The 24673-nt window shown below is 68.5% G+C and carries 22 protein-coding genes; 11 read left to right on the top strand and 11 right to left on the bottom strand.

What is annotated here, in order from left to right:
• Positions 1-268 precede the first annotated feature (268 nt).
• Positions 269-1564: a helix-turn-helix domain-containing protein gene (locus KLK06_RS49695; RefSeq protein WP_214642849.1), complete on the top strand. Its 1296-nt coding sequence runs from the start codon at positions 269-271 to the stop codon at positions 1562-1564.
• Here the strand turns inward: KLK06_RS49695 and KLK06_RS49690 are convergent.
• The 3 genes from KLK06_RS49690 to KLK06_RS49680 form a co-directional block, all read right to left on the bottom strand.
• A complete protein-coding gene (locus tag KLK06_RS49690; RefSeq protein ID WP_214642848.1) occupies positions 1561-2385 on the bottom strand; it encodes an alpha/beta hydrolase in 825 nt (274 codons plus the stop codon). The two genes, KLK06_RS49695 and KLK06_RS49690, sit on opposite strands and share 4 nt — an antisense overlap.
• 331 nt (positions 2386-2716) lie before the next feature.
• Positions 2717-2968 carry a helix-turn-helix transcriptional regulator gene (locus KLK06_RS49685; RefSeq protein WP_250907268.1) on the bottom strand — a complete coding sequence of 84 codons (252 nt, stop codon included), beginning with the start codon at positions 2966-2968 and terminating at the stop codon, positions 2717-2719.
• Between the two features lie 168 nt (positions 2969-3136).
• Positions 3137-6424, bottom strand: coding sequence for a BTAD domain-containing putative transcriptional regulator (locus KLK06_RS49680; protein ID WP_214642847.1), 3288 nt, complete (start codon positions 6422-6424; stop codon positions 3137-3139).
• A gap of 105 nt (positions 6425-6529) precedes the next feature.
• Here KLK06_RS49680 and KLK06_RS49675 point away from each other — a divergent pair, with 105 nt between their 5' ends.
• Positions 6530-7534 (top strand): NADP-dependent oxidoreductase, encoded by a 1005-nt coding sequence (locus KLK06_RS49675; protein WP_214642846.1) that lies wholly within the window; start codon positions 6530-6532, stop codon positions 7532-7534.
• A gap of 264 nt (positions 7535-7798) precedes the next feature.
• Complete coding sequence (locus KLK06_RS49670) at positions 7799-8878, top strand: low specificity L-threonine aldolase (RefSeq protein ID WP_214642845.1); 1080 nt, start codon at positions 7799-7801, stop codon at positions 8876-8878.
• Between the two features lie 48 nt (positions 8879-8926).
• Here KLK06_RS49670 and KLK06_RS49665 read toward each other — a convergent pair whose 3' ends face one another.
• Entirely contained in the window at positions 8927-9673 is a 747-nt protein-coding gene (locus KLK06_RS49665) for a TetR/AcrR family transcriptional regulator C-terminal domain-containing protein (RefSeq protein WP_214642844.1), read from the bottom strand.
• A 100-nt stretch (positions 9674-9773) separates the two neighbouring features.
• Between KLK06_RS49665 and KLK06_RS49660 the strand changes: the two genes are divergently transcribed.
• Positions 9774-11381 carry an FAD-dependent monooxygenase gene (locus tag KLK06_RS49660; RefSeq protein WP_214642843.1) on the top strand — a complete coding sequence of 536 codons (1608 nt, stop codon included), beginning with the start codon at positions 9774-9776 and terminating at the stop codon, positions 11379-11381.
• A gap of 150 nt (positions 11382-11531) precedes the next feature.
• Here KLK06_RS49660 and KLK06_RS49655 read toward each other — a convergent pair whose 3' ends face one another.
• From KLK06_RS49655 to KLK06_RS49645, 3 genes are all read right to left on the bottom strand, one after another.
• A complete protein-coding gene (locus KLK06_RS49655) occupies positions 11532-12518 on the bottom strand; it encodes a CU044_5270 family protein (RefSeq protein ID WP_214642838.1) in 987 nt (328 codons plus the stop codon).
• Positions 12515-13174 carry an RNA polymerase sigma factor gene (locus tag KLK06_RS49650; protein ID WP_308168796.1) on the bottom strand — a complete coding sequence of 220 codons (660 nt, stop codon included), beginning with the start codon at positions 13172-13174 and terminating at the stop codon, positions 12515-12517. Before KLK06_RS49650 ends, KLK06_RS49655 begins: the two co-directional genes overlap by 4 nt.
• A 796-nt stretch (positions 13175-13970) precedes the next feature.
• Entirely contained in the window at positions 13971-14699 is a 729-nt protein-coding gene (locus KLK06_RS49645) for a DUF2625 family protein (protein WP_214642836.1), read from the bottom strand.
• 244 nt (positions 14700-14943) lie between these two features.
• On the opposite strand from KLK06_RS49645, the gene KLK06_RS49640 reads away from it, so the two are divergent.
• From KLK06_RS49640 to KLK06_RS49630, 3 genes are all read left to right on the top strand, one after another.
• Positions 14944-15669 carry a DUF2332 family protein gene (locus KLK06_RS49640; protein WP_214642834.1) on the top strand — a complete coding sequence of 242 codons (726 nt, stop codon included), beginning with the start codon at positions 14944-14946 and terminating at the stop codon, positions 15667-15669.
• Positions 15670-16092: 423 nt separating this feature from the next.
• A complete protein-coding gene (locus KLK06_RS49635) occupies positions 16093-16929 on the top strand; it encodes a hypothetical protein (RefSeq protein WP_214642828.1) in 837 nt (278 codons plus the stop codon).
• A complete protein-coding gene (locus KLK06_RS49630; RefSeq protein ID WP_214642826.1) occupies positions 16926-17537 on the top strand; it encodes a hypothetical protein in 612 nt (203 codons plus the stop codon). Before KLK06_RS49635 ends, KLK06_RS49630 begins: the two co-directional genes overlap by 4 nt.
• Positions 17538-17878: 341 nt before the next feature.
• Here KLK06_RS49630 and KLK06_RS49625 read toward each other — a convergent pair whose 3' ends face one another.
• Both KLK06_RS49625 and KLK06_RS49620 read right to left on the bottom strand, forming a co-directional pair.
• Positions 17879-18250 (bottom strand): type II toxin-antitoxin system death-on-curing family toxin, encoded by a 372-nt coding sequence (locus KLK06_RS49625; RefSeq protein WP_214642824.1) that lies wholly within the window; start codon positions 18248-18250, stop codon positions 17879-17881.
• Positions 18247-18447 carry an Arc family DNA-binding protein gene (locus tag KLK06_RS49620; RefSeq protein ID WP_214642822.1) on the bottom strand — a complete coding sequence of 67 codons (201 nt, stop codon included), beginning with the start codon at positions 18445-18447 and terminating at the stop codon, positions 18247-18249. The genes KLK06_RS49625 and KLK06_RS49620 overlap by 4 nt, the downstream gene beginning before the upstream one ends.
• 241 nt (positions 18448-18688) lie before the next feature.
• Between KLK06_RS49620 and KLK06_RS49615 the strand changes: the two genes are divergently transcribed.
• Positions 18689-19135 carry a group II truncated hemoglobin gene (locus tag KLK06_RS49615; RefSeq protein ID WP_214642820.1) on the top strand — a complete coding sequence of 149 codons (447 nt, stop codon included), beginning with the start codon at positions 18689-18691 and terminating at the stop codon, positions 19133-19135.
• Positions 19136-19289: 154 nt separating this feature from the next.
• Here KLK06_RS49615 and KLK06_RS49610 read toward each other — a convergent pair whose 3' ends face one another.
• Entirely contained in the window at positions 19290-19997 is a 708-nt protein-coding gene (locus tag KLK06_RS49610) for a hypothetical protein (protein ID WP_214642819.1), read from the bottom strand.
• A gap of 579 nt (positions 19998-20576) precedes the next feature.
• Between KLK06_RS49610 and KLK06_RS49605 the strand changes: the two genes are divergently transcribed.
• Genes KLK06_RS49605 through KLK06_RS49595 form a run of 3 tightly spaced genes read left to right on the top strand, consistent with a single transcriptional unit; the run spans position 20577 to position 23517 of the window.
• Positions 20577-21185 carry a TetR family transcriptional regulator gene (locus tag KLK06_RS49605; RefSeq protein WP_214642817.1) on the top strand — a complete coding sequence of 203 codons (609 nt, stop codon included), beginning with the start codon at positions 20577-20579 and terminating at the stop codon, positions 21183-21185.
• Positions 21186-21230: 45 nt separating this feature from the next.
• Positions 21231-22727 carry an FAD-dependent monooxygenase gene (locus KLK06_RS49600; RefSeq protein ID WP_214642815.1) on the top strand — a complete coding sequence of 499 codons (1497 nt, stop codon included), beginning with the start codon at positions 21231-21233 and terminating at the stop codon, positions 22725-22727.
• Positions 22728-22752: 25 nt separating this feature from the next.
• Positions 22753-23517, top strand: a complete 765-nt coding sequence (locus KLK06_RS49595) for a class II aldolase/adducin family protein (protein WP_214642813.1) — start codon at positions 22753-22755, stop codon at positions 23515-23517.
• A 204-nt stretch (positions 23518-23721) separates the two neighbouring features.
• Here KLK06_RS49595 and KLK06_RS49590 read toward each other — a convergent pair whose 3' ends face one another.
• The gene (locus tag KLK06_RS49590; RefSeq protein ID WP_214642811.1) at positions 23722-24669 is read right to left on the bottom strand and encodes a GlxA family transcriptional regulator; all 948 of its coding nucleotides are present in this window, start codon (positions 24667-24669) and stop codon (positions 23722-23724) included.
• Between the last annotated feature and the right edge of the window lie 4 nt (positions 24670-24673).

Raw genomic sequence — 24673 nt, 5'->3', positions numbered from 1 at the left:
CAAAGGCCTTCGCCTCGGGCGCTTCGCGCTTATGGACGCTCAGTCGTTGCTTCCAGTCGGGCCCGGTCCCGACCCCTGGGAGGGCCTCGCTTCGCTCGGACGTCCTTATCTGGGCGCAGGCTTCGCCTGCGCATGCTGCTATAGCCCTTCCTGAATGGCTTGCTTGTCACCCGGCGGCGTGAGTGTTCGGGGTAGCCGTTTGATCAGCAAAGGCCCCGAGATTGCGGGTTGTGGCCGACGGGATCAACCTCGCGCGCAGCCGCCAGCCGTGCCGCCGGACTTCTGGGCCGACAACGCCTTGCAGCAAGCGTTCGCCACCCGGCACATCGGGCGGGTTATCCGGGCGTACCGTCACCATCCCTCGCACGGGAGGCCGCTCTCCCAGGAACGCGTGGCCGGGTGGTTGCGTCTCAGTCAGGCCCAGCTCAGCCGCGTCGAATCCGGAGCGCCCGTCCAGGACCTCACGCGTCTGATCACCTGGGCACGGCTACTGGGCATGCCGCCTGCTCGCTTGTGGTTCCAGCTGCCGGAGAAGACGGAGACGACCGCCCCGCAGTCCTTCCCAGGAGCAACAGGGCACGTCCGCTCGAACATCGTCCATGCTGTCTGCACAGCCGTCAGCGCCGATGAGCGACCACCGGCTGAAGCTGTCCTGACCGGTGCCCGCCGCTACGTCGACGGGCCTGTCGTGGATGTCCTGCGCCAGCAGCTCGATGCGAGCAAGACCGACGACGGCAGGCTTGGTCCAGCCGCTGTCCTGCCGCAGGTACTCAGGATGCTCGGCGCTGTGCAGCGCGCTGTCCGGGAGGCGAAGCCCGATGTCCGGCGGGCGTTGCTGGCGATGGGAGCGGACGGTGCCGAGTTCGTGGGCTGGCTGTACCGCGACCTCCGTGACCTGCGTACGGCCACGTACTGGTATGACCGGGCGATCGAGTGGGCGCAGGAAGCCGACGACAGCGCCATGCAAGGCTATGTGCTGCTTCGGAAATCCCAGCTGGCCTATGACCGACGCGATGCGCTGCGGGTGCTCACCCTGGCCGAAGCGGCGCAGCGGAGCACCACTCGGCTTCCGCGCAAAGTCCGCGCCGAGGCTGCGCAGCAAGAGGCCTTGGGCCTGGCCATGCTCGGTGAACCGCTGCGCATGGTCGAGCAGAAATTGGACGATGCCCGGCAGTTGCTCGCACGCCCGACGAGCGATGAGGCTGACATGCTCGGTGGCACCTTCGCCGACAGCACGCTCCGGCTGCGCAGCACTGCGTGCTACACCGAGGCGGGCAAGCCTGGCGAGGCGGCCGAGATACTGGGCGACATCATCGCTGGCGACAGTCTTTCCGCACGCGATGCCGGCTATTTCCAGGCCAGGTGGTCAGCCGCGCTGGCCCTGATCGGGGAGCCGGACGAGGCGGCCATCTTGGGTCTGGAGGCGGCGCGGGTCGCCCAGGCCACACGCTCCAGGCGGACGACCATCGTGCTGACGGAGATGCTGCAGACCCTGAGCCGCTGGGGTGCGCGGCCGCATGTTCGGGAACTGCGGGAGGCGCTCCGCGAGGGCCGAACTGCCTAATCCTCAGCCCGCACCCACTGGGCCACCGTCTGAATCACCGACGCCTGCCAGACCTGGCTCTGGGGATTGAGGTACTGCGGGTCGTCGTGGACGGCGAAACCGTGCTGTGACCCATCGATTTCCACCAGGGTGCAGGGGACGGTGAACTGGGGCACCGCCGCGCGTGAGGACTCGATGGGCACCAGCGTGTCCCCAGTGCCGTGGACGATGAGCGTCGGCGCCTTGATCTCTGCCAGAACCGTGTGCGGTTGCAGCCAGAAGACCTCGTTGAGCAGCGGACGGCCGTGCTTCAAGCTGGGAGTGAAGGCGATATATCCCTGCTCGGTGAGCTGCTGGGCGGTTTCCTTGTCCAGGTAGTCGTCGTGCCAGTACGGCCTGCTGTCGATGGTGCGTTTCTTGTAGTCGAATTGTGGGTTGAGCAGTACTAGCCGCTGGACTTCCGCGGGCCGGTGGGCGGCGTAGTAACCGCAGATGCCGCCGCCGAAACTGGCGCCGAGCAGGCTGATCCGGTTCGCCCCGGTCGTATCGCACACATGGCGCAGCGCCACCCGAATGTCGTTGAGGATCGTGGCCAGGGTCAGCTCCTCCTGGCGGCCCTCACTCTCACCGTGGCCGCGCAGGTCGAAGCGGAGCGAGGCCAGCCCAGCTTGAGCGAGCCCGGCCGCCAGGCGGGTGAAGAAGCCGCCCTCCTCGCGGGTGACGCCGCCGCCATGGACGAGGACGACCGCAGAATCGGTCGATTCGCCTGGCGTTACCAGTGTTCCGGCGAGGTGGAGGCCGTCGAGGGTGCACATGGTGACGAACGCGCTTTGGACAGGCATGGCGCTCCTGTAGGTGATGGAAAAACGCTATGGTCCCACCAAGGAGGGAGCGAGTGAACGACTCGCGGTGACAGCGGAGCGCAATCGTCTCCGTGAGCTACCGCCAGGATCCTGGCGACGTTTTCGCCTTATCCCCGCAGAACCCTTCAACCCCTGCACCAGCGTTCCCAGGGCGACCCCAGCCCTTCCGGCGCGATGCGACTAATGGGATGACCACGAACATTCGCCGGGTCTCCGTTCTCCCTCTCCCCGAAGACGGCACCGACCCAAGGGTCTCCAACTTCCATGGACCTCGAAGGTGGCGGTCAGTTCCAGTCGTCCGCCGATGGCCTCAATGTAGCGGGCCAGCACCCTCTACCGAGGTGACATCGCCGTTCTCTATCTGGGACACGCGCATCTTGGTCACGCCCATTTTCTCGGCCACGTCGGACTGCGTGAGTCCGCCGTTCCTGCGCCGTTCGGCCAGATGCCAGGCATGCACGTACGCCTCGATCATGCGCCGGGTCTTGGCCAGTTCCTCCTCTCCTCCGGCGCGCACGACATGCTCCTCGCGGACATCGATCCACTTCTTGAAGCTGGTCATCGGGTTTCCTCCTCGGTGCGTTCGATCAGGTAGGTCTGGGACAGCTCTTCAGCTTGCCGGACCAGCAGTCGGGGGCAGCGGGCTGCTCACGGATCTTGTCCCCGGCGACAAGCAGAATGGCACTGCGCCACCTCATGTGGGGACGTTGAGGGCTCGGTAACTGGCTAGTTAAGTGTCAAGCCGTGAGGTCTTGGGTGTGGTGTGACCATGCGGTGGCTTCGTTGTAGGGGGCTCGGGTTCCTCACCCCGGTCTTCCTCGGTCATGCCGACCTTCTCGCGGACGAGAGCGAGTTGGCAGGCGAAGGTCTGGATCACCTCGTCCGTGCTCAGGCGCGTGCCCTGTTCGAACTCGGCGGTGAACGCCGTATCTTCCAGCGCGTCGCGCAAGGTCGCGGTGATGCGGTTGACATCGCCTTGTTCGGCGGGTGGCAGGGGCGCGTCGACCGAGGTGCGCAGTGTCGCGGCGGCGCCCAGCAGGCGGGCGGCGCGTGGCGCGGCTGAGGGGGTGAGTGCCCCGGCCAGTCCTTCGAAGGCGAGGGCCACCGCCCTGGGGTCGCCGACCGCGCGGGCCGAGGCCAGGCTGTCCAGGTGTAGCTTCAGAGCGGTTTCGGGATCGCCGCGCTGTTCGGCGGCGAAGCCCAGCTCGGCCAGGACCAGGGCCAGGCCTGGCTCTCCTTCCACTCCGCGCAGCCAATCGACCCACTTGGTCAGGTGCGTCGCGGCCAGTTCCGGTTCGCCCCGGCGGCGCGCGCTCAGTGCCAGTCCCATCTCGGCGAAGTGCTCGGCGACCTTGTTCGACTGCTCCGCGGCCAGGCGCATCGCCTGCTCGTGGTGGGTGTCGGCGGCGGCGAAGTCGCCGGTCAGAAGGGCGATCCGGCCGAGCCCGGAGCGCCGGAACGACGCCTCGCTCCACAGGGACAGTTCCTCGGCCATGCGCAGGCCCTCGCGATGCAGCCGGGCCGCCCCGGGATAGTCGCCGGCGATCTCGGCCAGTTCGGCGAGCGTGTTGGTGGCTTTCACCTGGCCCCAGCGATCGCCGAGCGCCCGGAACAGGGCGTTGCTCGCCGCGGCGTCGTGGCGGGCGGCGGCGAGGTCGCCCCGCGCTCGGGCGATCGTGGCGCGCAGGCTCAGCGCGGCGGCCAGGCCCCACCGGTCGTCTAGTTCGAGGAACCCGTCGAGGGCCTGTTCGAGCAGGGTGGAGGTGACGGTCAGGTCGGTGAAGCCGCGGTGGGCGTAGCTGAGGAACCATCGGGCCCGCGCCCGTTCGCCGGGGTCGGCGATCGTCTCGTACGCGGGAACCTCCGAGCGGTCGGCGCCGCCGCTCATCAGGAGTGCCACACCGGCCCGCCAGGCGGCGGCTTGGGCGTCGTCGCGTACGTCCAGCGCCAGGTCGAGCGCGCGGCGGGCCTCGGCCATGCGGCCTCGCAGGAGCCAGTACCAGGTGAGCGCGTTGACGAGCCGGACGGCCGCGCCGTCGGCGAGGCGGACCGCGGTGTCGAGGGCGGCGCGCAGGTTGGCCCATTCGCGGTCGAGGCGTTCCAGCCACGGCCGCTGGTCGCGGCCGTACAGGTGCGGCGCCGCGCGTTCGGCCAGCTCGGTGTAATGGCGCAGATGGCGGCCGGCGATTTCGTCCTGCTCACCGGCTTCCCGCAGACGCTGGAGGCCGTATTCGCGTACGGACTCCAGCAGTTGGTAGCGGGGGCCGTCCGGGCTGTCGGTCATGACCACCAGCGAGCGGTCCACCAAGCGGGCCAGCACGTCTATCCCGTTCAGTGATGCGACGTCCTCGGCGGCGGCCAGCGTGCAGCCGTCGGGGTGGACGCTGAGCCTGCGCAGGGCCTCGCGTTCGGGCTCGGACAGCAGTTCCCAGCTCCAGTCGATCATCGCGCGGAGCGTGCGCTGCCGGGCGGGGGCGCCGCGGCGGCCCGCGACGAGCACGTTGAACCGGTCGTCGAGGCGGGCGGCGAGTTCGTGCACTCCGAGCGCGCGCACGCGGGCGGCGGCCAGCTCCAGCGCGAGCGGGATCCCGTCCAGGCGCCGGCAGATCGCTGCCACCGCCGCCATGTTGCCGGCGTCGAGCGTGAAGCCGGGCGCCGCGGCGGCGGCCCGGGTCACGAAGAGGTCGATGGCGGCGAAACGGCGCAGACCGGCGGGTTCGGCGGCGGGTCCGGGCAGTTCCAGGGGAGGTACGGTCCAGAGCACCTCGCCGGGGATGGCGAGGGGTTCCTGGCTGGTGGCGAGGATGCGCAGGCCGGGCGCCGCCCGCAGCAGCGTCTCGGCCAGTACGGCGACGGACTCGACGATGTGCTCGCAGTTGTCCAGCACGAGCAGCAGGCTCCTGCCGCGCAGCGCGTCGGCCAGCCGCGCCGGCGGATCACCGCGGGTTGCCTCGTCGTCGCGGATCCCGAGGGCGGTGGCGGCGAGTCCGGCCACCGACGTCGGGGAATCGCCGGAGGTGCGGTCCAGGCCGGCCAGCTCCACCAGCCAGGCGCCGTCGGCGAAACCGTCCGCCGACTCGCGGGCGACCGTGAGCGCGAGCCGGGTCTTGCCCACCCCGCCCGCTCCCGTGAGCGTGACCAGCCGGCCCGACCGCAGCAGCGTACGCACCTGGGCGACCGCTTCCCCTCGGCCGATGAGCTCGGTCAGGGCCGCGGGCAGATTGGTGCGGGGACGTGCCGGGACGGCGACCTCGTCCGGCGCCGGCCCGTCCAGCGCTGGATCGTGCCGCAGGATGGCCTGGTGCAGGGCCACGAGTTCGGGGCCGGGGTCAAGGCCGAGTTCGTCGGCCAGCCGCGCGCGCAGCCCGGCGTAGCCCTCCAGTGCCTCGCCCTGCCGCCCAGCCCGGTAGAGAACACGCATGTGCAGGACGCGCAGCCGTTCACGCAGCGGGTGACGGCCCACCAGCTCGCCCAGTTCGCCCGCCAGCCCGGCATGCTCGCCGAGCTCCAGCCGCGCCTGCGCGTGATCCTCCAGCGCGGCCAGGCGCTCCTCCTCCAGCCGCGCCGCGACCGGCCTGGCGAAGTGCTCGTCGGCGAAGTCGGCGTACGCGGGTCCCCGCCACAACGCCAGCGCGCCGGCCAGCAGGCCCGCCCGCTCCCGTACGTCACTCGTCCTGCGGGCTCGCGCGACCAGAGACGCGAACCGGTCCGCGTCCACCTGCCCGGGGTCCGCCCGCAGCAGGTACCCCGGCGGCTGCGACACCACGAGGCCGCGTCCGCCCGGTTCGGCGTCCTCCAAGGCGCGGCGTAGCTGGGATACCCGAGTCTGCAAAGTGCCGGTCGGGTTGCGCGGCAGCCGCCCGCCCCACAGGTCGTCGATCAACCGGTCGGCCGAGACGGGATCGCCCTCGGCTGCGAGCAGAGCGGCCAGCAACGCGCGTACCTTCGCCTCGCCGACGCGTACCGGCGTGCCGTCGGCCGTCCAGACGGCCAGCGGGCCGAGCACCCCGAAACGCACAACCGTCAGGCTAGACGACTTCGGACGGACCTAAAGCGACCCCGCAGAAAACCCAAAGTGCCACGGGGCAGGCTGAAGCACATCACCTCGATGAAAGGACCGACGATGAGTGTCCATCGTGAGATCCGCCTTGCCCGTCGCCCCTTCGGCGAGCCGGGACCGGAGAACTTCGAGCTGGCCGAGGTGACGGTGCCGGAGCCCGGCACGGGCCAGATCCTGGTCCGCAACACCTGGATGTCGGTCGACCCGTACATGCGCGGCCGGATGGACGATCGCGCGTCCTATATAGCGCCGTTCGAGGTCGGCGCCGCGCTGGACGGCAGCGCGATCGGTGAGGTGGTCGCCTCCCGGGCCGCGGGGATCCCGGTCGGGGCGACGGTCTCGCACTTCCTGGGATGGCGGGAGTACGCCGTCCTGGACGCCGACGCCGCGGCCGTCGTCGACACAGGGGTCGCCCGCCCCCAGGACTACCTGGGCGCGCTCGGCCCGACCGGGCTGACCGCCTACCTCGCCGTCACCCGGATCGCGCCGGTCGGGCCCGGCGACGTGGTCTTCGTCTCCGGCGCCGCTGGGGCGGTCGGCAGCGTCGCCGGGCAGCTCGCCCGCAAGCTGGGCGCGGCCAAGGTGATCGGCTCGGCCGGAGGACCCGAGAAGACCAAGAGGATCGTCGAGGGTTTCGGATTCGACGCCGCCATCGACTACCGCGCCGGCTCACTGGCCGAGCGGCTCGCCGAGCTCGCCCCCGAGGGCATCGACGTGTACGTCGACAACGTCGGCGGCGACCACCTGCGGACCGCCATCGGCGCGCTGAAGGTCCACGGCAAGGCCGCGCTGATCGGGATGATCAGCCAGTACAACGCCACGGAGCCGGTTCCCGGCCCGAGCAACCTGTACGACGTGGTCACCAAACGGCTGACCCTGAGGGGCGTGCTGGTGACCGACCACCAGGACGTCTTGCCCGAGTACCTCGCCAAGGCCGCGTCCTGGCTCACCGACGGCAGCCTGCGTACCGAGGAGACCGTGGTGGAGGGCCTCGACCAGGCGCCGGGCGCCTTCCTCGGTGTGCTGCGCGGTGCCAATACCGGCAAGATGCTGGTCCGCCTGGTGTGAAGGAGCGACTATGACCATCGCCGACGAGCGGTTCTTCGCATCGATCAAGGACGCGTTGTCATCGTGGATCACCCTCCACATCCGGCCGCAACGGTGGCGCACGTTCGACTTCGGCAAGGAGTTCGGCTGACCCCACCCTCACCCGTCCGACAGCCGGAATCTTCGCGAAACCCACAACCTGCCGTTCAGCAGCCTCCACATATACCCAACCCCCGTAGTGTTTAATATTATTGCGAATTAGTCGCAACTACCAGGAGGTCCTCATTGAGTGGCATCAGCTCGCCCGTGCGCCGGTCGCTGTTCCTGCACGCGCCGATCCGGCGCACACCCCGCCTGATGCTGGAGCGGATGCTGGCGCTGGTGGATGACGACACCCCGCCGGACGGCCCCGACGGCCCGGTGGCGGTGCTGGAACGCCGGCTGGCCGGGCTGCTCGGCAAGGACAGCGCGCTGTTCTTCCCCAGCGGCACGATGGCCCAGCAGGTGGCGTTGCGCCTGCACGCCGACCGGCGCGGGCGCCGCGCCTTCGCCGCCCACCCGCAATCGCATCTGGAGGTGTGGGAGGAGCAGGGCTACAACGCCGTCCACGGCCTGTGGCTGCGCCGTACCGGGGACCCACACGAACTCCTCACCGCCCGCGACCTCGCGGCGATCGGCGAGCCGCTCGCCGCGGCCGTCTGGGAACTGCCGCAGCGCGACCTCGGCGGCCTGCTGCCCGGATGGGACGACCTGCGCGAGCAGATCGCGCTGGTACGCACGACCGGCGCCGCTGCCCACCTGGACGGCGCCCGCATCTGGGAGGCCCAGACCTACTACCAGCGGCCGCTCGACGAGATCGCCGCCCTCTTCGACACCGTCTACGTCTCCCTTTACAAGAGCCTGCAGGGTGTGCGTGGCGCGGTGCTCGCCTCCGACGCCGCCACGATCGACGCCGCCCGCGTGTGGCGCCAGCGGCTCGGCGGCGGCATCCGCGACGCCTGGCCGCTCGCCCTGGCCGCCCTGACCGGCCTCGACACCCTGGCCGAGCGCATGCCCGCCTATCGCGAGCACGCCATCGCCATCGCCGCCGCGATCAACGCCGACGGCGCCGCCCGCGCCCACCCCGATCCCCCGCAGACGCCCCTGTTCCACGTCCACCTGCCGGCCCCGAGACGAGCCGTCGAGCAGGCCGGCGCGGACATCCTGGCCGAACACGGCCTCCAACTGTGGGGCCGCGTACGCACCAACCCGGACCCCGCCCGCAGCAGCTTCGAAATCAGCGTCGGCGACAACGCCATGGACTTCACCCCCGAAGAAGTGGCCACCCTGATCCACGAGGTGCTCGACCGCGCCGCCCACCTTTGACGTGATCAACATTCGTCGAGGTCCGTATGGTTCGTGTCGCGGTACCTGTTATCGGCATTCGCTGCCGAGTCGGGTGGCGATGCCGTCGAGGACGCAGTCGAGGCCGGTGTCGAAGGTGGTGTCGGTGTCGGGGTGGGCGGCCTCGTGCATGATCTTGGCGAGGGTGGGGTAGCGGCCGGTGGCGAGCATGCGGGCGAAGTAGGGGCTCGATGCGGTTTGCCATTGTTGTTCGGTCATGCCGCTGGCGCGTTCGGCGCGTCGTCCGGTGATCTCGGTTCGGAGCGCGCCGAGGGTGTAGGCGTGCACGGTGCCGGCGGCCCGCATGACGGTGTCGATGTCGTTGAAGCCTGGTGCGGCGTCCAGGGCGGACATCGTGGCTTCCAGGTGGGCCAGTGCGTTGGGGCCGATGTGGGGTCTGCCTCCGAGGAGGTCGGCCAACCATTCGTGCCGGAGGGCGGCCTGCCGTGTGCGGTGCGCCAGCGACCGTAGGGCGGTGCGCCAGTCCTCGCCGGTCGGCTCGGGCGGGGTGATCTCCGCGTAGACCGCGTCGACCATGAGGTCGAGGAGCTCGTCCTTGGTGGCGACGTAGCCGTAGAGCCGCATGGGCCCGGCGTCGAGCGTGGCGGCGACCTTGCGTAGGGAGACCTCATCGAGGCCGCCGGTGTCGGCGAGGTCGATGGCGGCGCGGACGATGCGGGCCCTGCTCAGCGGGCTCGGTACGGGCCGGTGGGGTGGTTCCGGTCGTTCCCAGATGAGCGCTGGTTCGTCCTCGGTGGTGTTTCGTCGTGCCGCCATCGCACCCCTTGTCGCGTCAAGCCCTCCGACCGAGTACGACAATACACCGCCCCTCGATGATACAGTGTATTGATCAATACGCCGTATAGAAGGAGTGGTCATGCGAACGGAGCAGACGTCGGTGCTGGTGGTCGGGGGCGGGCTGGTCGGACTGTCCGCGGCCGTGTTCTTGTCCTGGCGCGGGGTTCCCACAGTGCTCGTGGAGCGCCACGCGGGCAGCTCGCCGCATCCCCGGGCGCTCGGGTACACGTCCCGGACGAGGGAGCTCTACCGTGCCGTCGGGCTGGAGCCGGTGCTCCCGCCGACCCCCGGGCGGCTTGGCGCGGGAGTGCGCCGGGTGCGCGTCGAGAGCCTCGCCGGCGAGTGGTTCGAGGAGCTGCACTGGTCACCGCAGCCCCGATCGGACCAGCCGCGCGAGCCGGTGATCGAGTACTCGCCCTGCGGTGGCATCGGACTGGCCCAGGACCGGTTAGAGCCGATCCTGCGCCAGAAAGCCACCGAGCTAGGCGCTGATGTCCGGTTCAGTACCGAACTACTCTCCTTCACCCAGGACCGGGACGGCGTGCACGCCATGCTACGCAGCGCCGACGGGGAGACGTACGCGGTGCGGGCGGAGTACCTCCTCGCCGCCGATGGGCACCGCAGCCCGGTACGCGAGGCCTTGGGCATCGGCAAGGAGGGACGCGGATACCTGCACACCAGCCGCAGCGTGCTGTTCCGAGCACCGCTTGAGCAGTACCGGGAATCGGGGTTCGGCCAGTTCGCGATCGACCAACCCGGACTCCGCGGCGGGCTCACCACCTATGGCGACGGCCGCTGGGCGCTGTTCCTGACCGGCGACGACACCGAGCGCGACGAGGAGAATCTGCGGGAGATGGTGCTACGCGCCATCGGCCGCCGGGATATCGATGTCGAGATCATCACCACCGGGCGGTGGGAGGTCAGCGCCTCGATCGCCGAGCGATACGCCGAGGGCCGGGTGTTCCTCGCCGGCGATGCCGCGCACACCCTGCCGCCGAACCGGGGTGGCTACAGCGCGAACACCGGCATCGAGGATGCCCACAACCTGGCCTGGAAACTCGCCGCCGTGCTCGCAGGCGAGTCGACACCGGCACTGCTGGAGACCTACCAAGCCGAACGACGGCCCATAGCGTGGCTGTGCCACGACCAGATCTTCGCCCACAACGACGGCCAGGACCGCCGTACATCAGAGGAGAGCGCGTCGATCATCGACGACCAGGCGATGGCCTTCGGCCACCTCTACCGCTCCGGTGCCGTGCTCGGCGCAGGCGACGACCTGCCGCCCGCGCTCCGGCCCGAGCAGTGGGCCGGTCAGCCGGGAACCCGCGCCCCCCACATCTGGCTGACCACCGGCGACCAGCGGCTCTCCACGCTGGACCTGTTCGGGCGCGGCTGGGTGCTGCTCGCCGACGGCCACCGCTGGGCCGAGGCCGCCCGCGAGGCCGCCGAGCGCACCGGCATCACCGTAGAGTGCCGTCTGATCGGCACCGCCCCGCTGGCCGACCACGCGGACCAGCTCCGGGACGTGTTCGGCCTCACCGACGGCGGCGCCACGCTCGTCCGCCCGGACGGCTACCTCGCCTGGCGCGCCCGCAGCACCCCCACCGACCCGACCGGCACACTCACCCACGCCCTCGGGACGGCCGCGTTCACGACTCGGCGCATCACCTCACCGCAACCGGCCTAGCCCAGCAGACCGCTCGCCCCCGTGCGCGTGACCACCGCGTTCAGCGTGCTGCTGGGCCTACTCCTCACCGATGAGCAGTCCGCGACGCTGCGCAAGCTGCCTCGCCCTCGTCATGCTCTGCTGCGGCCGGCGGGGCATCGGCCGGCGTCGTTATGAGATGTCTCCCGCGTGGTCGACGATTCCGTAGGCCACCTGGGCTATCGAGGAAACAACCTCGCCCGGTGTGAGGCGGGCGAACGGGGACGACTTCTCCGCACCACCGAGGTAGATGAGACGTCCGCCGAGCAAATCGTAGCTTTTTGGGTCGATGATGACTTCACGCCGCCCCACGTCGGCGTCCATGTACAGTCCCACGCCTTCCCTGCCCACCACATCGCGCACCTTCTGCTCCACACCCACGCCGTCCAGCTGCGAGATGACGGTATAGAGGGCGGCACGCAGGCGAGCCGGCGGAGCGCCTTCCTGGAGGATGAACGAGACCTGCGAGAACACCGCCCGCTCGCCACGCAGAGGAGTGACGTCTTCCATATCCTTTTGCAAGCGTTGCCGCAGGGCGGACGGTTCCAACGGGAGCGAGCGCAGATAGTCGGGGTCGAACCGACGACGTGAGTCCTCTCCTCCGTGGATCCTCGTGACCGTCTTGCTGCCTTCCTTCCGTCGCGCTCGTTCCTTGCCGTCACCCCGGATCCATACTTCCTCGACATGCCGGGACTCGGTCTTCCCTCCGCCGGTCGACGGCACATCGGAGGTGTCCATCACCTTAGGGGAGCTGAAGGATTCCCTCTTGACGTAGATCCACTGGTCGGCACGGGGGTAGACATCGGTCGTACCCGCCGCTGCCGCGGTCGCTCGCTTCGCGAGGGTCTCCGCGTTCGCCACCGGGACCCACGCCGGGGGACTGGCGGGGCCTGTCCCGGGGCCGTCCGTGCCGAGGTTCTGGACGACGGTGACACCGGCGGCGATCGCGAGTGCGAGGGCGCCGGTGGCTGCCACGCGGAACACCGTGCGGGGGAGCTTGCGGGTACGGGGTACGCGGGTCATCGAGACAAGAAGCCGGCGGCGTGCTTCGCGCAGATCGCGTTCTTCTGTCTGCCGTACCTGTGAGCGCAGGTCGCGGACGATGTCCAGGTCGTTCATCGGGCCTCCTCGATCACGTCGGTGGGGTTGCTGCCGCCCAAGGCTTGGACGATCTTGCGGCGGCTGCGGGACAGCCGGGAGCGCACGGTGCCGACGGGCACGTCCAGCGCCTGTGCCGTCTCCTCATAGGTGAGATCGCCCCAGGCGATCAGCAGCAGTACGTCGCGCTCGCCCCGGCCGAGCTTCGCGAGAGCGGCGGCCAGCCGTTCGCGAGTGGCCGATGCCGTGACCTGGGCAACCACCTGATCGTCGAAGGCCGCAGCTACGGGGTCCTCCCCGGTGCGGGCGAGCGCCCGGTATCCACGGACCTCCGCCCTGCGGTGGCTGCCGATGATGTTGGTGGCGATCCCGTACAGCCAGGGCAGGGCATCGGTGCGGTCGAAGGCGTACTTGTGCCGCTTCTCGAACGCCCTGGTGAACGCCTCGGCGACCACGTCCTCCGCGTGGTCAGGGCCGAGGCGCCGTACGACGTAGCGGTGCAGCACGGCGGCGTGCCGGTCGAAAACTTCGGCGAACCGCTCCGGGTCACGCAGCGACGCCTTGATGACCGCCGCGTCCGCGTCAGGCGTATGGTCGCGTATTCGCGGCTGTGCTGATGCGGTCATGTTGAGGGTCAGGCCCGGGAATGCCGGCTCCTCGTGGGGAATGGATGTCACGACTGTACTTATCCGGATGCCCGCAAGGGGTTCCAAACGTGGGTAACCACGTCGCCGCCCAGGATCCCGGTGCTCAGTGGAAAGGCCTCTTGGTCAGCAAGGGCTCCTTCGCCCGGCAACGGATGAACCACCGAGGATCATTGACAGCTCAGCGAACGGTTTCACAGGACGAACGGGGACGGGTGATGTCCGGGTCGTACGGATGCGATCAACCGGGCGGAGGATCGGCTGCCGGGCGGTCGAGAGCATCCGCTTGGCGAGTTCGGCATCCACGACGACCTGGGTGAGTTCGCGTCGTTGGAGCATGCCGATGATCTCGTCTCTCCCGCGTGCCCAACTCGTCATGCGTCGTCCCCAAGGGGATCGGTACGGGCACCCGCGGGCGGCTGTGCAGCTCGCGGATGAATCCGTCCTCGTTGGCTTCCCACCGGGCACGAGTGACGACCACCGTGTTGACCTCGCGTGCGAGTCCGGACCTTGCGCGGGCGGTGGCCTCATGGAGATCGTCGCGATCGGGGCGGCCGATAATGAGGAGGTCGATGTCGACCGGGGCGGGACCGGGCTCTCCGCGCATGCGTGCCGCCCACGAGCCGAAGACGGCGGCTTCCTTCGGCAGAGGCATGCGTGACAGGCTGATCACGCTCAGTTTGTGTTGTCAAAAAGCCAGGATAATCTGACTCTTTGAGAGATTGCCTGGTCGATGGCTTGGACGGAGTGGCCCCTGACTGGTCTTCTACTCGTGATCTCCATCAGGGACCCACTTGGACGCGGCTTCGAATCCGCTCAACCATTGGGGTTAGACACTGCCGAGAAAACCCGGACTATTAACCCCAAGCTGCTGGCAGAAGTCAGCGTTCATGCGCAGCAGTTCCATCACTGGGACCGGCCTTCTAGTGGTGGCTGCCAGGTTGGCATGGGCCTCGTCGGACCACAGGAAAGGGTAGAAGGCGATCCCTTGAGCCGGGGACAGCACGCGAACCTCGGCTCGCCACCCAGGCCAGCGCAGGCCGCCATAGAACTGCTCCAGGCGACCAGTCAACAGCCAGGTCAGCCACGTGCCATATCCCATCTCCAGTGCCTGCCACTCCAGGGAGTCCGGAGCGAAGTAGATCACTTGCCCAGGAGTACCCGGCCGCCCGGCTTTCGCTGCATCGTGCCCGTTCAGCGCGAAGACCCCGCCGAGGATGTCCTGTGCCACGATCAGTCCGTCGGCGGGGCGCCATCCCGGGTCAAAGGCGGCGGGAAAGCAATTCACCTGGGCCAGGCTAGGCAGCGCATCAGCACCAGTCATCGTCGAACCGCCGAACACCCGCAGCCATCCTCCGTCCAAGATCAGCCCACCGGAGTGCAGAGCCAGCGCACCGAGATACGACTCCACACTGACCTGGAGCTGCGACAAGCAGGAACGACCTTGCTCAGGGTCGCCGGGAAGCACCTTCAGCGGTACGGATGTGGTTGCGAATTCCTCCTGCAACCCCGGCCACGCCGGATCGTCCCCGTCGTTCAGTTCACTGAGCTCCCGCATCCGCACATCGTCGCACCGCTCACGTCCGTGCGCGGACGAGTGTCGTCACCCATAGCTGGTCAGCGCTGCTCGCCCGTGCAGAGGCGATCAGCGTGACGGTCGTAGGGTTGATCGTGGACTCTGCCAGGTGGTCTTGATCATCTCGGTGCGGGGTCGTGGTGGTGCTGGAGGCCGATTCGCTGGCGGAAGCGGATGCTGATGCCGCAGACGACCCCGTGGGCTGAAGTCCTCACGAGCAAGGTTGGTGAACTCGTTGCCCGAGGTGCAGAGCACTGATGAGGCCGGACGGCTCCGCCGCCTGTTTCAGTTCTTCGCCGACACGCAGTGCCGGGGCCGCTCCCTGGTCTACGAGACGCTGAGCAAAGGCGTAGCCGGCAATGACGCCCTGCTCGACATGCTCATGCGCACGCCCAGCGAGCAGCGGCGGCCCAGCCTGCTGTTCGCAGCGGCGAACCTCATCCTGGCCGCGCATCCTGATGCGGCGCTCGCGTCCTATTACCCGGTGCACGGGGGCCGGCGGCCGGTGGACGAGCATCTCGTGGCGGCGTTCGCCGCTTTCTGCGCCGAGCACGACGACGAACTCAGCCGGCTGCTGCACACCAAGTCCACCCAGACCAACGAGATCCGCCGATGCGCGGCTCTCCGCCTCGGGCTCAGCCACGTCCACCAGCACCGGCCCGGACCGCTCGCCCTGGCCGAGGTCGGTGCCAGCGCCGGGCTCAACCTGCTCTTCGACCGCCACCACTACCGCATCGGGGGCCAGGAGACAGTCTCGGCAGCGGCCTCTCCGGTCATGCCCGCCCTGCGGGGGCCGCTGGCCGGACGCAATGGCCTCTACCTGGTTGGGGCCAGCCTGCGCGACGCGGGCCGGCACGATGACAGCCTGATCGCCATGGCCGACCCCTACCTGCGCTGGCTCGCCCCGGCCCGGACTCCCGCTGACGACTTCCAGTGGTTGCCCGCTGGTTGACCCCCGGGCGTGCCCGCGCCGCGGACCGAAGCGTGGTGCAGCGTGCTCAGCTCACTGGCACCAGCTACCAGCCAGCCCACACGACCCCAAGCCCCGCTGGCGGCACGGCCGCCGCCCCCGGATGATCCACAACGACCACCTCGAAGACCTGCCCGAGGGGTGGCCTCCTCCGAGACGCCGACCCGTTGCCCCAAACCGCCGGTCCACGACCAACGCAAGGCTCTGACGTTTATCCGTACTCGCCGCTGCACGCCAGACAGCCCGCCGACACCCGGAGAAGTGCCGTCACTGCGGTCGAAGCTCAGGAAGCCAACCTGACCTCACCGTAACCAATAATTGCTCTACGTGTGCTTAGGTGGACCTTTGACAGTTTGTGTGCCGGAGTGGGGTTAAAGGGTGTCAAGGTACGGTTGGCGTCACACGGTGTTCGCGCCTGTGGTGGGCTTGGTGCTCTCCGCGTTGCTGCTGGTGGCCGGAGTGGTGGGAGCGCTGCTGGAGTCCGTGGGCGCGACCACGGCCCCGGCGGCCGCGGAGCTCGTGGTCACGCTCATTTTCGCGGTGTTCCTGACCACCGTGCTCAGGATCGTCAGGGCCGTACCGGACATCCGGCGGGAGAGCGCCGCGACGGCGCGGGCCGTGGCGAACGTCCAGGCGGTGAAGCCGACCGAGGACACGCTGGTGGGGCGGCGGCTCAAGCTGTTCAAGGAAGCGGCCGAGGCCGGGAACGACTGCGAAGCGGTGCTGAGCGCCCGGTCCGCGCTGGACGACAGCGAGATGGCCAACAAGCACCACCTTGACCACGCGCTCATCTGGGCATTGCCGGTGTTCGGATTCATCGGCACCGCGCTGACGATGGCCGCGATGGTCAGCGCGTTCTCGAACGCCCTGGACAGCCAGGGCGACCCCGGCGTGCTGATCACCGCGCTCAAGCAGCACGTACTGCCCGAGCTGGCGTCCGCGTTCGGCGTCACGCTGATCGCGCTGTTCCTGAGCGTGCTCGCGTTCGGTGCGATGGCCCTGACCGAGCGGGCGGAACGGGCCAGCGTGGTGGCCGCCGACGAGGTGTTCCTCATCTATATCGCGCGCCTGCCCGCGAAGCAGGCGGCGCCCGCCATGCACGGGCTCACCCAGGAGCTGGCCCAGTCCAGAGGCAGGACCGAAGAGCTGGTCAAGGGCCTGGACGCGCTGCGCACCGCGGTGGAGCGGCTGAGCGCCGCCGAGAGCCGGCCGCAGAAGTACACCCTGGTGAGGGACCAGTGAGGAAGCGACCCGTCAGGTCGTTCGCGCCGCCGCTCGACCTGCGCTTCATCGACCTGTTCATGGCCATCGTCCTGGCGCTGTCCTTCGTGGCGATCATGCTGACCGTCGTGGCGCGGATGCTGCCGACGGACGTCTCCTCGCCGCCCGTGCGCCAGGAGAAGAGCGTGACTCAGCTGAAGAAGCAGCTCGACGCTGCCGTGGCGGCCAAGCAGAAGGCCGAGGCCGAGCTCCGCACCACGCAGGCACAGATCGCCGAGCAGACCGCCTTCGCCCTGCCTTGGTGGCTGATCGGGTTCTGTGCTCTGCTCGGTGTGCTCACCGTGTTCATGAGCTGGCGGATCCGGCTGTGGAACCAGGGGAATCTGCCGCGGCTGCGGAGCTGGCTGATGGTCACCGTGGTGGTGGCCGCGGTCACGGTGGTGATCAGGTCGCTGAGTGACAGTGACGGTTATCTGCTGCTCGCCGAGATCCCCTGGTGGGCGGCCGACGCCCTCTGCCTTGGGCTATTGCTGGTCGCGTACGTACTGATCTCCGACATCCGAGCCAGCCACGCCACGCTCGGCGAGATCAGGGTGCGGTCGGTGCGCGGATCGGTCCCCGACCAGTAGCCCAGTGCCCGAGTGCTCCAGCGCCGGGCCAAAGGGCCTCGCTTCGCTCGGGCGCCCTCATCTGGGCGCAGGCTCTGCCTGCGCGTACTGGTATGGCCCTTGTCGAATGGCTTGCTTGTTGCCCGGCGGCGTGACTGTTTGGCATGGCCGGTGGAAGGGCCGTTTGATAATCCGAGATGGATCACGCTCGGCTCTTGCCAAGAGCCGGGATGTTCTGGCTCCTTGCCAGATGAACTGTCCGAGCTGGACCGGAAAGCGACTCACCGTTCTCCGGGCGGGGACAGTGATCCGCAGCTATGCGGGACGCACGATTCGTGCGTAGGTAAGGTCTTCGGGTCAGGTCAGGTCAGGTCGTGGAGCCGTTTGGCGATTTCCGGGATTTCGTCCAATTCTCCGGTTGTCACGGAGATCACGAGAGCTTCGGCAGCGTCCGTGTCGGTGGCGTCCAGCGTCTCGCCGTTCAATTCGAGGAAGACCACGGCCGCCGTCCATCCGAGTCGCTTGTTGCCGTCGATGAGTGGATGGCCGATGATCAGGCTCTGCATCAAGGCCGCCGCCTTGGTCCAGAGATCGGGATAGGCGTCGTCGCCGAACACGCTGGTCTGTGGACGCAGCACCGCAGCGTGTAGCTGCCCCCCGTCTCGTAGGCCGACGGTCGGGAGGATCTCCTCCGCGATGGCCAGCACGTCGGCCGTCGTGAGGTAGACCGTCACTTGGACAGCCTGTCGAGCAACTCGGCGTCACGCTGGGCCACTTTGCGGGCGATTGCTCGCACCGTGCTGGTCTGCTTTCGCTGCAGGTATTCCTCGATGGCGATCACGATCTCCGCGTTGAGACTCTTGCCGTCTTCTTCCGCGACGATGCGTAGCCTGCTGTGAATCTCGTCGGGCAGTCGGAGTCGAAGGTCCATGACTCTATGGTACCTAACGATGGTGTCAAAGGCTGGTACCACATGGCCCGCCACCAGATGCCTCTCCCGTCGACGACAGCGCACCCAGCCTGCCGTACGACCTCGCATCCCGCCGGCTCCTGCTCCCATGCGAAACTGCTCGCCGCCTCGCCCCTGTACGCGGACCTCGCGCGGAAGCGCCATTGCCGCGCGGCCGGGATCAATCTAGCGCTTGGGTGAGAGATCGTGTAATGATGTAATCATGGAAACTCTCTTTGAGCACGCAGGCGGCCAAGAAGGGCTCCACAGGTTCATCGACATTTTCTACGGAAGCCTCTTATCCGACCCACTGCTCCAGCCCTTGTTCGGCGAGGGGCTTCCGCAACACGTGGCACATCTGACGGCCTTCACCGCCGAGACCTTCGGAGGGCCCGACACTTTCTCTCGGGAAATGGGTGGGTTTTCCATGCTGATCGACGCGCATCGGGGTCTGGGGATCACCGAGGCGCAGCGTCAGAGGTTCGTCGAGCTGTATATGGCGGCTGCTGATCAGGCGGGGATGCCCGACGACGCGCTTTTTCGGGAGGCGCTACGGTCGCATGTGGAGTTCGGGTCGAAGGTGGCGATGCAGAACTCTCATGCCGAAACCGATGACCAGCTCCACCCGCTTCGGGAGGTTCCGCAGTGGGGGTGGTCCGAGCCGGGTTAATAGTTTCCACTGCCACGATTTCCCCCGCCACCTGAGCGGCAGGTGAATAGTCCTCTCGGGAAGTCGTCGAAAGGGTGCCGCCCAGGCTCGGGCCTGGGCGGGGGGTTCCGCCTAACTGCGATCAGCGCAAAGCCCGTGGCCTTCGCCGCGAACCCTACCTGCGCTGTAGCAGCAGGGTGAATAACACGTTGGTGGCCGTGCTGGGCACGAACATGATCCCCGCGACGATCAAGTCATCGCGCTTGCGCGACAGCAGGCCGCCCTGCGAGCCCTCCGGAAGGTTGATGATGACCGCCTGTGTGAGGCCGGCCCCGAGTCGCTTCCACAGGTACTTGATTCCCAGCCCGAGGGCCAGCAGAGCCATCGTGACCGGGAGCAGGCTCAGCCAGACCGGGCTCGAGGACGAGCCGAGGAAGCGGCTCGCGATCGCCGCGCCGATGATCGCCGCGATCGTTCCGACGAGCAGACCGGGGATATGGGCGACCTGTGCCCAGGTTCGCTTTCTCTCTTTGCAGATCTCCTTGATCCGGGCCGCGTCACTCGCCGTCTCTTCCGCTCGATAGCAGACCAGCAGAGCCGTCCCCGGGGCGAGCGTCAACTCCATGATCTTCTTGTCGGTCACGGGGTCGCGCCGGATCATCCTCACCACTTTCAGCCTCGGGGTCATCATCGCGCCGAGGTCGGCGATGTCCGCCGAAGAGGTGGATTGGTACACGACGTAGTTGGAGTCGGTCCAGATGCTCGAATAGACCCCGGTCTGCTCGAATATCTTGGCGAGCTGTTCCAGTTGCTCGCGGTAGATCTTTGTCGGCCCGAGATGCTCTTTCCTTGGTGTGCCAAGGTATCGGGAGGTGATAGCCACTAGGCTGCCTTTCGATCTTCGTAGTGGTACTGACTGGCTGTTCAGGCCCCCCAGGCGCAGACTCCGAAGCGGCCGAGTTGGTTAGCGCGCCTGTCCCGTTTGTGGAAATCCATCCCTTGGTGAGGTGTGTGTCCAGCTCCCAGAATGGGATTCTGTTGATCATCTGCATATGTGAACAAAATGGACATCAAGGCAATGTATGCATAGTTCGCCCATGTGCTTATAAAGCGTCATTCTTCACGGTTTAATGAAGTGACGCTTGATCCTAGCCGATGATCGCATATGTATCGCGTAATCTCTTCGCGTTTGTGGGAGAGGGGGTCGGCTGGGTGGTTATGTCCTCAGGGGTGCCAGGTGTGACGTGAGCGGTGAGGGTGATCTTTATTCACGTTGGTGTTTGGGAATGCCCTTTCCCGCTTCTTTGTGCTCGAAGATTGGCTATTAGTCTCAGCCGCCGGCCGTACGGGCGAGGCGGACGTGGGGGCTGAGGGCGCGCGGCTACCTGGCTCCTTGAGGGTCCGAAAAAATTGCTGGGTGCGAAAACTTGCCTAGTCCGCAAAATTCTGTAGCCTAGGAAGCATGACCGGGCTACGCGAACGGAAGAAGCAGGCGACCCGCGACGCTCTGATGACGGCGGCGCTCCAGCTCGCTCTGGAGCGTGGTCTCGACACCGTGCGGGTCGAGGACATCGCCGAGGCGGCGGGGGTGTCGCCGCGGACGTTCAACAACTACTTCTCCAGCAAGTACGAGGCGATCGCCGCCCGCCACACCGACCGGACCAGGCATTCGGCACAGGTGCTGCGCGACAGGCCGCCGGGTGAGCCGCTGTGGGAGGCGGTGACGCGGGCCATGCTGGCGCCGTGGGAGGGCGCGGAGCAGACCACGCTGCCTCCCGGCCCCGAGGCGCGGGCCGCCCTGCGGTTGCTGACCAGCGCGCCCGCCATGGAGGGGGAGTCCCTGCGGGTGCTCTTCTCCGCCGACGGCGAGCTGGCCGCGGCCGTCGCCGAGCGCACCGGCACCGACTCCGAACGCGACTTCTACCCGCAGCTTGTCGCCACGGCGGTGATCGTGGCCACGCAGGCCGCCGTCCGCCACTGGCTGCAGGCCGAGCCCGCCGTGCCGCTCCTACCCCTGATCGAAGAGGCGCTGCGCCAGCTCGGCGCCGGCTTCCCCGACCCGTCCATCTAGCTTGCCCTGTCCACAGCCCGATCCAACGACGCAAGGAGAGCCCCAATGACCACGGACGTTGTCATCGCCGGTGGCGGCCCCAACGGGTTGATGCTGGCCTGTGAGCTGGCCCTGGCCGGAGTTCGGCCGATCGTGCTGGAACGCCTGCCGGAGCGGAGTCAGGCGCCCAAGGCCAACGGCATCGTCGGGCAGGTCGTCAGGCTGCTTGATCAGCGCGGCCTCTACCGGCGCTTCCTGGGTGTCACCGAGCCGCCGCGGCCGATCCCGATGTTCCTGTTCGGCGCGCTGCCGCTCGACCTGGCCGCGATCGAGGGCAACACGATGTACGCCATGGGCGTCAAGCAGGCCCGCCTGGAGGAGCTGTTCGAGGATCGGGCCCGCGAGCTGGGCGTCGAGATCAGGCGTGGGCGGGAGCTGACCGCGTTCACCCAGGACGAGGAGGGCGTGACGCTCGAACTGGACGGCGGCGACCGGCTGCGCACCCGCTACCTGGTCGGCTGCGACGGCGCCCACAGCACGGTCAGGAAGCAGGCGGGCATCGGCTTCCCCGGGGTGAACTCGGTCTCTGTCATCTCCCGCACCGCCCACGTCGGCTTACCGGATGCGACGATCCGGCTGGACCGTGCCGAGCTCGAACTGCCCGGCGTGGGCACGGTCGGCCTCTACGCCTGGCATCGCACCGAGCGCGGCGCGTACGCCCTGCTGCCCATGAGCTCCGAGGTTCTGACGATCAGTTCCGTCGAGTGGGGCGGCGACGATCCCGGGGAGGACGTCGAGATGACGCTCGGCGAGCTGCGCGAGAGCCTGGCCAGGGTGGTGGGGGCCGACGTCCCGATGGCCGCCCCGCCGGGCCCGGGGCCGCATCTGCTCCGCCGGCAGGCTGGGCGCAACACCCGGGTGGCCGACCGCTTCCGCGCGGGCAGGGTGCTGCTGGTCGGGGACGCCGCCCACGTGCACGCGGCGATCGGTGCGCCGGGGCTGAACCTGGGCCTCCAGGACGCGGCCAATCTCGGCTGGAAGCTGGCGGCCACGGTACGCGGCACGGCGCCGCCCGGCCTGCTCGACAGCTACGAGCGGGAGCGTCACCTGGCCGCCGAACGGGTGACCATGCACAGCAAGGCCCAGCTCGCGCTCATGTCGCCGGGGCCGGAGGTGACGGCGTTGCGCGTGGTGTTCGGCGAGCTCCTTCAGGACGAGAGCGCCCGTAGTCGGATATCTGCGCTCATGTCGGGTGCGGATGTCGCCTATCCCACGGACGCCCCCGCACACCCGCTGACCGGCCATTTCGTCCCGGACCTGGAGCTGGAGCCGGTGTCTCTGGCCACGCTCATGCGGACGGGCCGGCCGCTTCTGCTCGACCTCGCCGGCGGCCTTCAGAAGGCTGGTCGGGCGGACAAGTGGGGCGACCGGATCGACGTGGTCACGGCCACGTGCGTGGCGCCGCCCGCCGACGCGCTGCTGATCCGCCCGGACGGGTACGTGGCCTGGGCGGGCGCCCCGGACGACTCGCTGGACGAGGCCGTCAGAACCTGGTTCGGTTAACCTGATCCGGACTCTAGGAGGGCCCATGCCAGAGAACCTGATCTTTCGCCTGCCGCCGACGTTCGAGACGGTTGAGGAGGAGCGGCGGCATCGCAAGGAACGCCTCGCCGCCGCCCTGCGGGTCTTCGGCAAGCTCGGCTTCGAGGAGGGCGTCGCGGGGCACATCACCGCCCGCGACCCCGAGCTGACCGACCACTTCTGGGTGAACCCGTTCGGCATGTCGTTCAAGCACGTCCGGGTGAGCGATCTGATCCTCGTCAACCACGAGGGCAAGGTCGTCGAGGGCCGCTACCACGTCAACGAGGCGGCCTTCGCCATCCACTCGCAGGTGCATCAGGCCAGGCCCGGTGTCGTGGCCGCCGCGCACAGTCACTCCGTGTACGGGCGCGCGTTGTCGGCGCTCGGGCGGATCATCGAGCCGATCACGCAGGATGCCTGTGCCTTCTATGGCGATGTCGCGCTCTTCGACGACTACACGGGCGTGGTGACGGACCTGGAGGAGGGTAAGCGCATCGCCGCCGCGCTGGGTGGCAACAAGGCCGTCGTCCTGCGTAACCACGGGCTGCTGACCGTGGGCGACAGCGTGGACGCGGCGGCGTGGTGGTTCATCACGATGGAACGCTCGGCGCAGGTGCAGCTCGTCGCCCAGGCGGCGGGGCAGGTGGTGCTCATCGAGCCGGACAACGCGGCGCTCACCCACCAGCAGATCGGCAACGACCTGGTCGGCTGGATCAACTACCAGCCCCTGCACGACCAGATCACCCGCGAACAGCCAGATCTCTTCGAGTGATCCGGGCCGCCCCCACTCGCCGCACGTGGCCGAGGCCTCCTTCAGAGCACCTTTTGCCTCCATTACGGCACAGCCGCCCCCACCGCCCCCCACCGCACGTGGCTGAGGGCCTCCAGGAAAACGGCCGCTGAACCCGCACGTGGCCGGGCGCCGTTACGTGCGTCCACTTGACCATGGCTTCCCCAGCGCGGAGCCGTGGCTTCCCTAGCGCCGGAAGGTGTGCCGATAGGTCAGCGGGGCGACCCCGACCGCCGCGTGGAGGTGCTGCCGGAGCGAGACCGTGGTGGTGAAACCGGCTCTGCGGGCCACTTCCTCCACGCCCGCGTCCGTGGTCTCCAAGAGGTGCCTGGCGTGGTCGACGCGTTGTTTGGTCAGCCATCGCGACGGGCTCATGCCGGTCTCCTCGCGGAAGCGTCTGGTGAAGGTGCGGACGCTCATCCTCGCGTGCTCGGCCAGCGCGTCCAGGTCGAGCGGCTGGTCCAGGTGGGCGAGCATCCACGTGCGGGTCGGCGCCGTACTGGTGCCCGTCGGGCCGGGGAAGGGGCGGTCGATGTACTGGGCCTGGCCGCCCTCCCGCCAGGGAGGCATGACGCAGCGGCGGGCGGCCCGGTTGGCCACCTCGGTGCCGTGGTCGCGCCTGATCACGTGGAGGCAGAGGTCCAGGCCGGCCGCCACGCCCGCCGAGGTGAGGACGTCGCCGTCGTCGATGAACAGGACCGAGGGGTCCAGCTTGACCCGGGGGAACAGCTCGGCGAAGTGCTCGGCCTCGCGCCAGTGCGTGGTGGCGGGGCGGCCGTCCAGCAGGCCCGCCGCGGCCAGGACGAACGCGCCCGTGCAGATCGACATGATCCGCTCGTGGCCGTGCAACGCGTCGCGCAGGTGGGGCGGGATCGTGCCGTCCTTCATCGCGCGTCCCGCGTGGATGCCGGGGACCAGAACCGTGTCGGCCGTGTCCAGGACGTCCAGGTCGTGGTCGGGCAGGACGCTGTATCCGGCCGAGCAGCGGACCGGCTCGCGGCCGGGGGAGCAGGTGACGACCTCGTAGAGCTTCTCGCCCGCCGGTGACTCCGCCGACCAGAAGACCTGACCGGGGACGCCCAGGTCGAGCGGGGCGAAGTGGTTCAGGACGAGGACCGCGACGCGCTGGGTCATGGCC

Source organism: Nonomuraea sp. NEAU-A123 (assembly GCF_018603905.1).
Classification (GTDB): Bacteria; Actinomycetota; Actinomycetes; order Streptosporangiales; family Streptosporangiaceae; genus Nonomuraea.
Note: the sequence above shows the minus strand (reverse complement) of the source record. Positions and strands in the feature narration are given on the sequence as shown.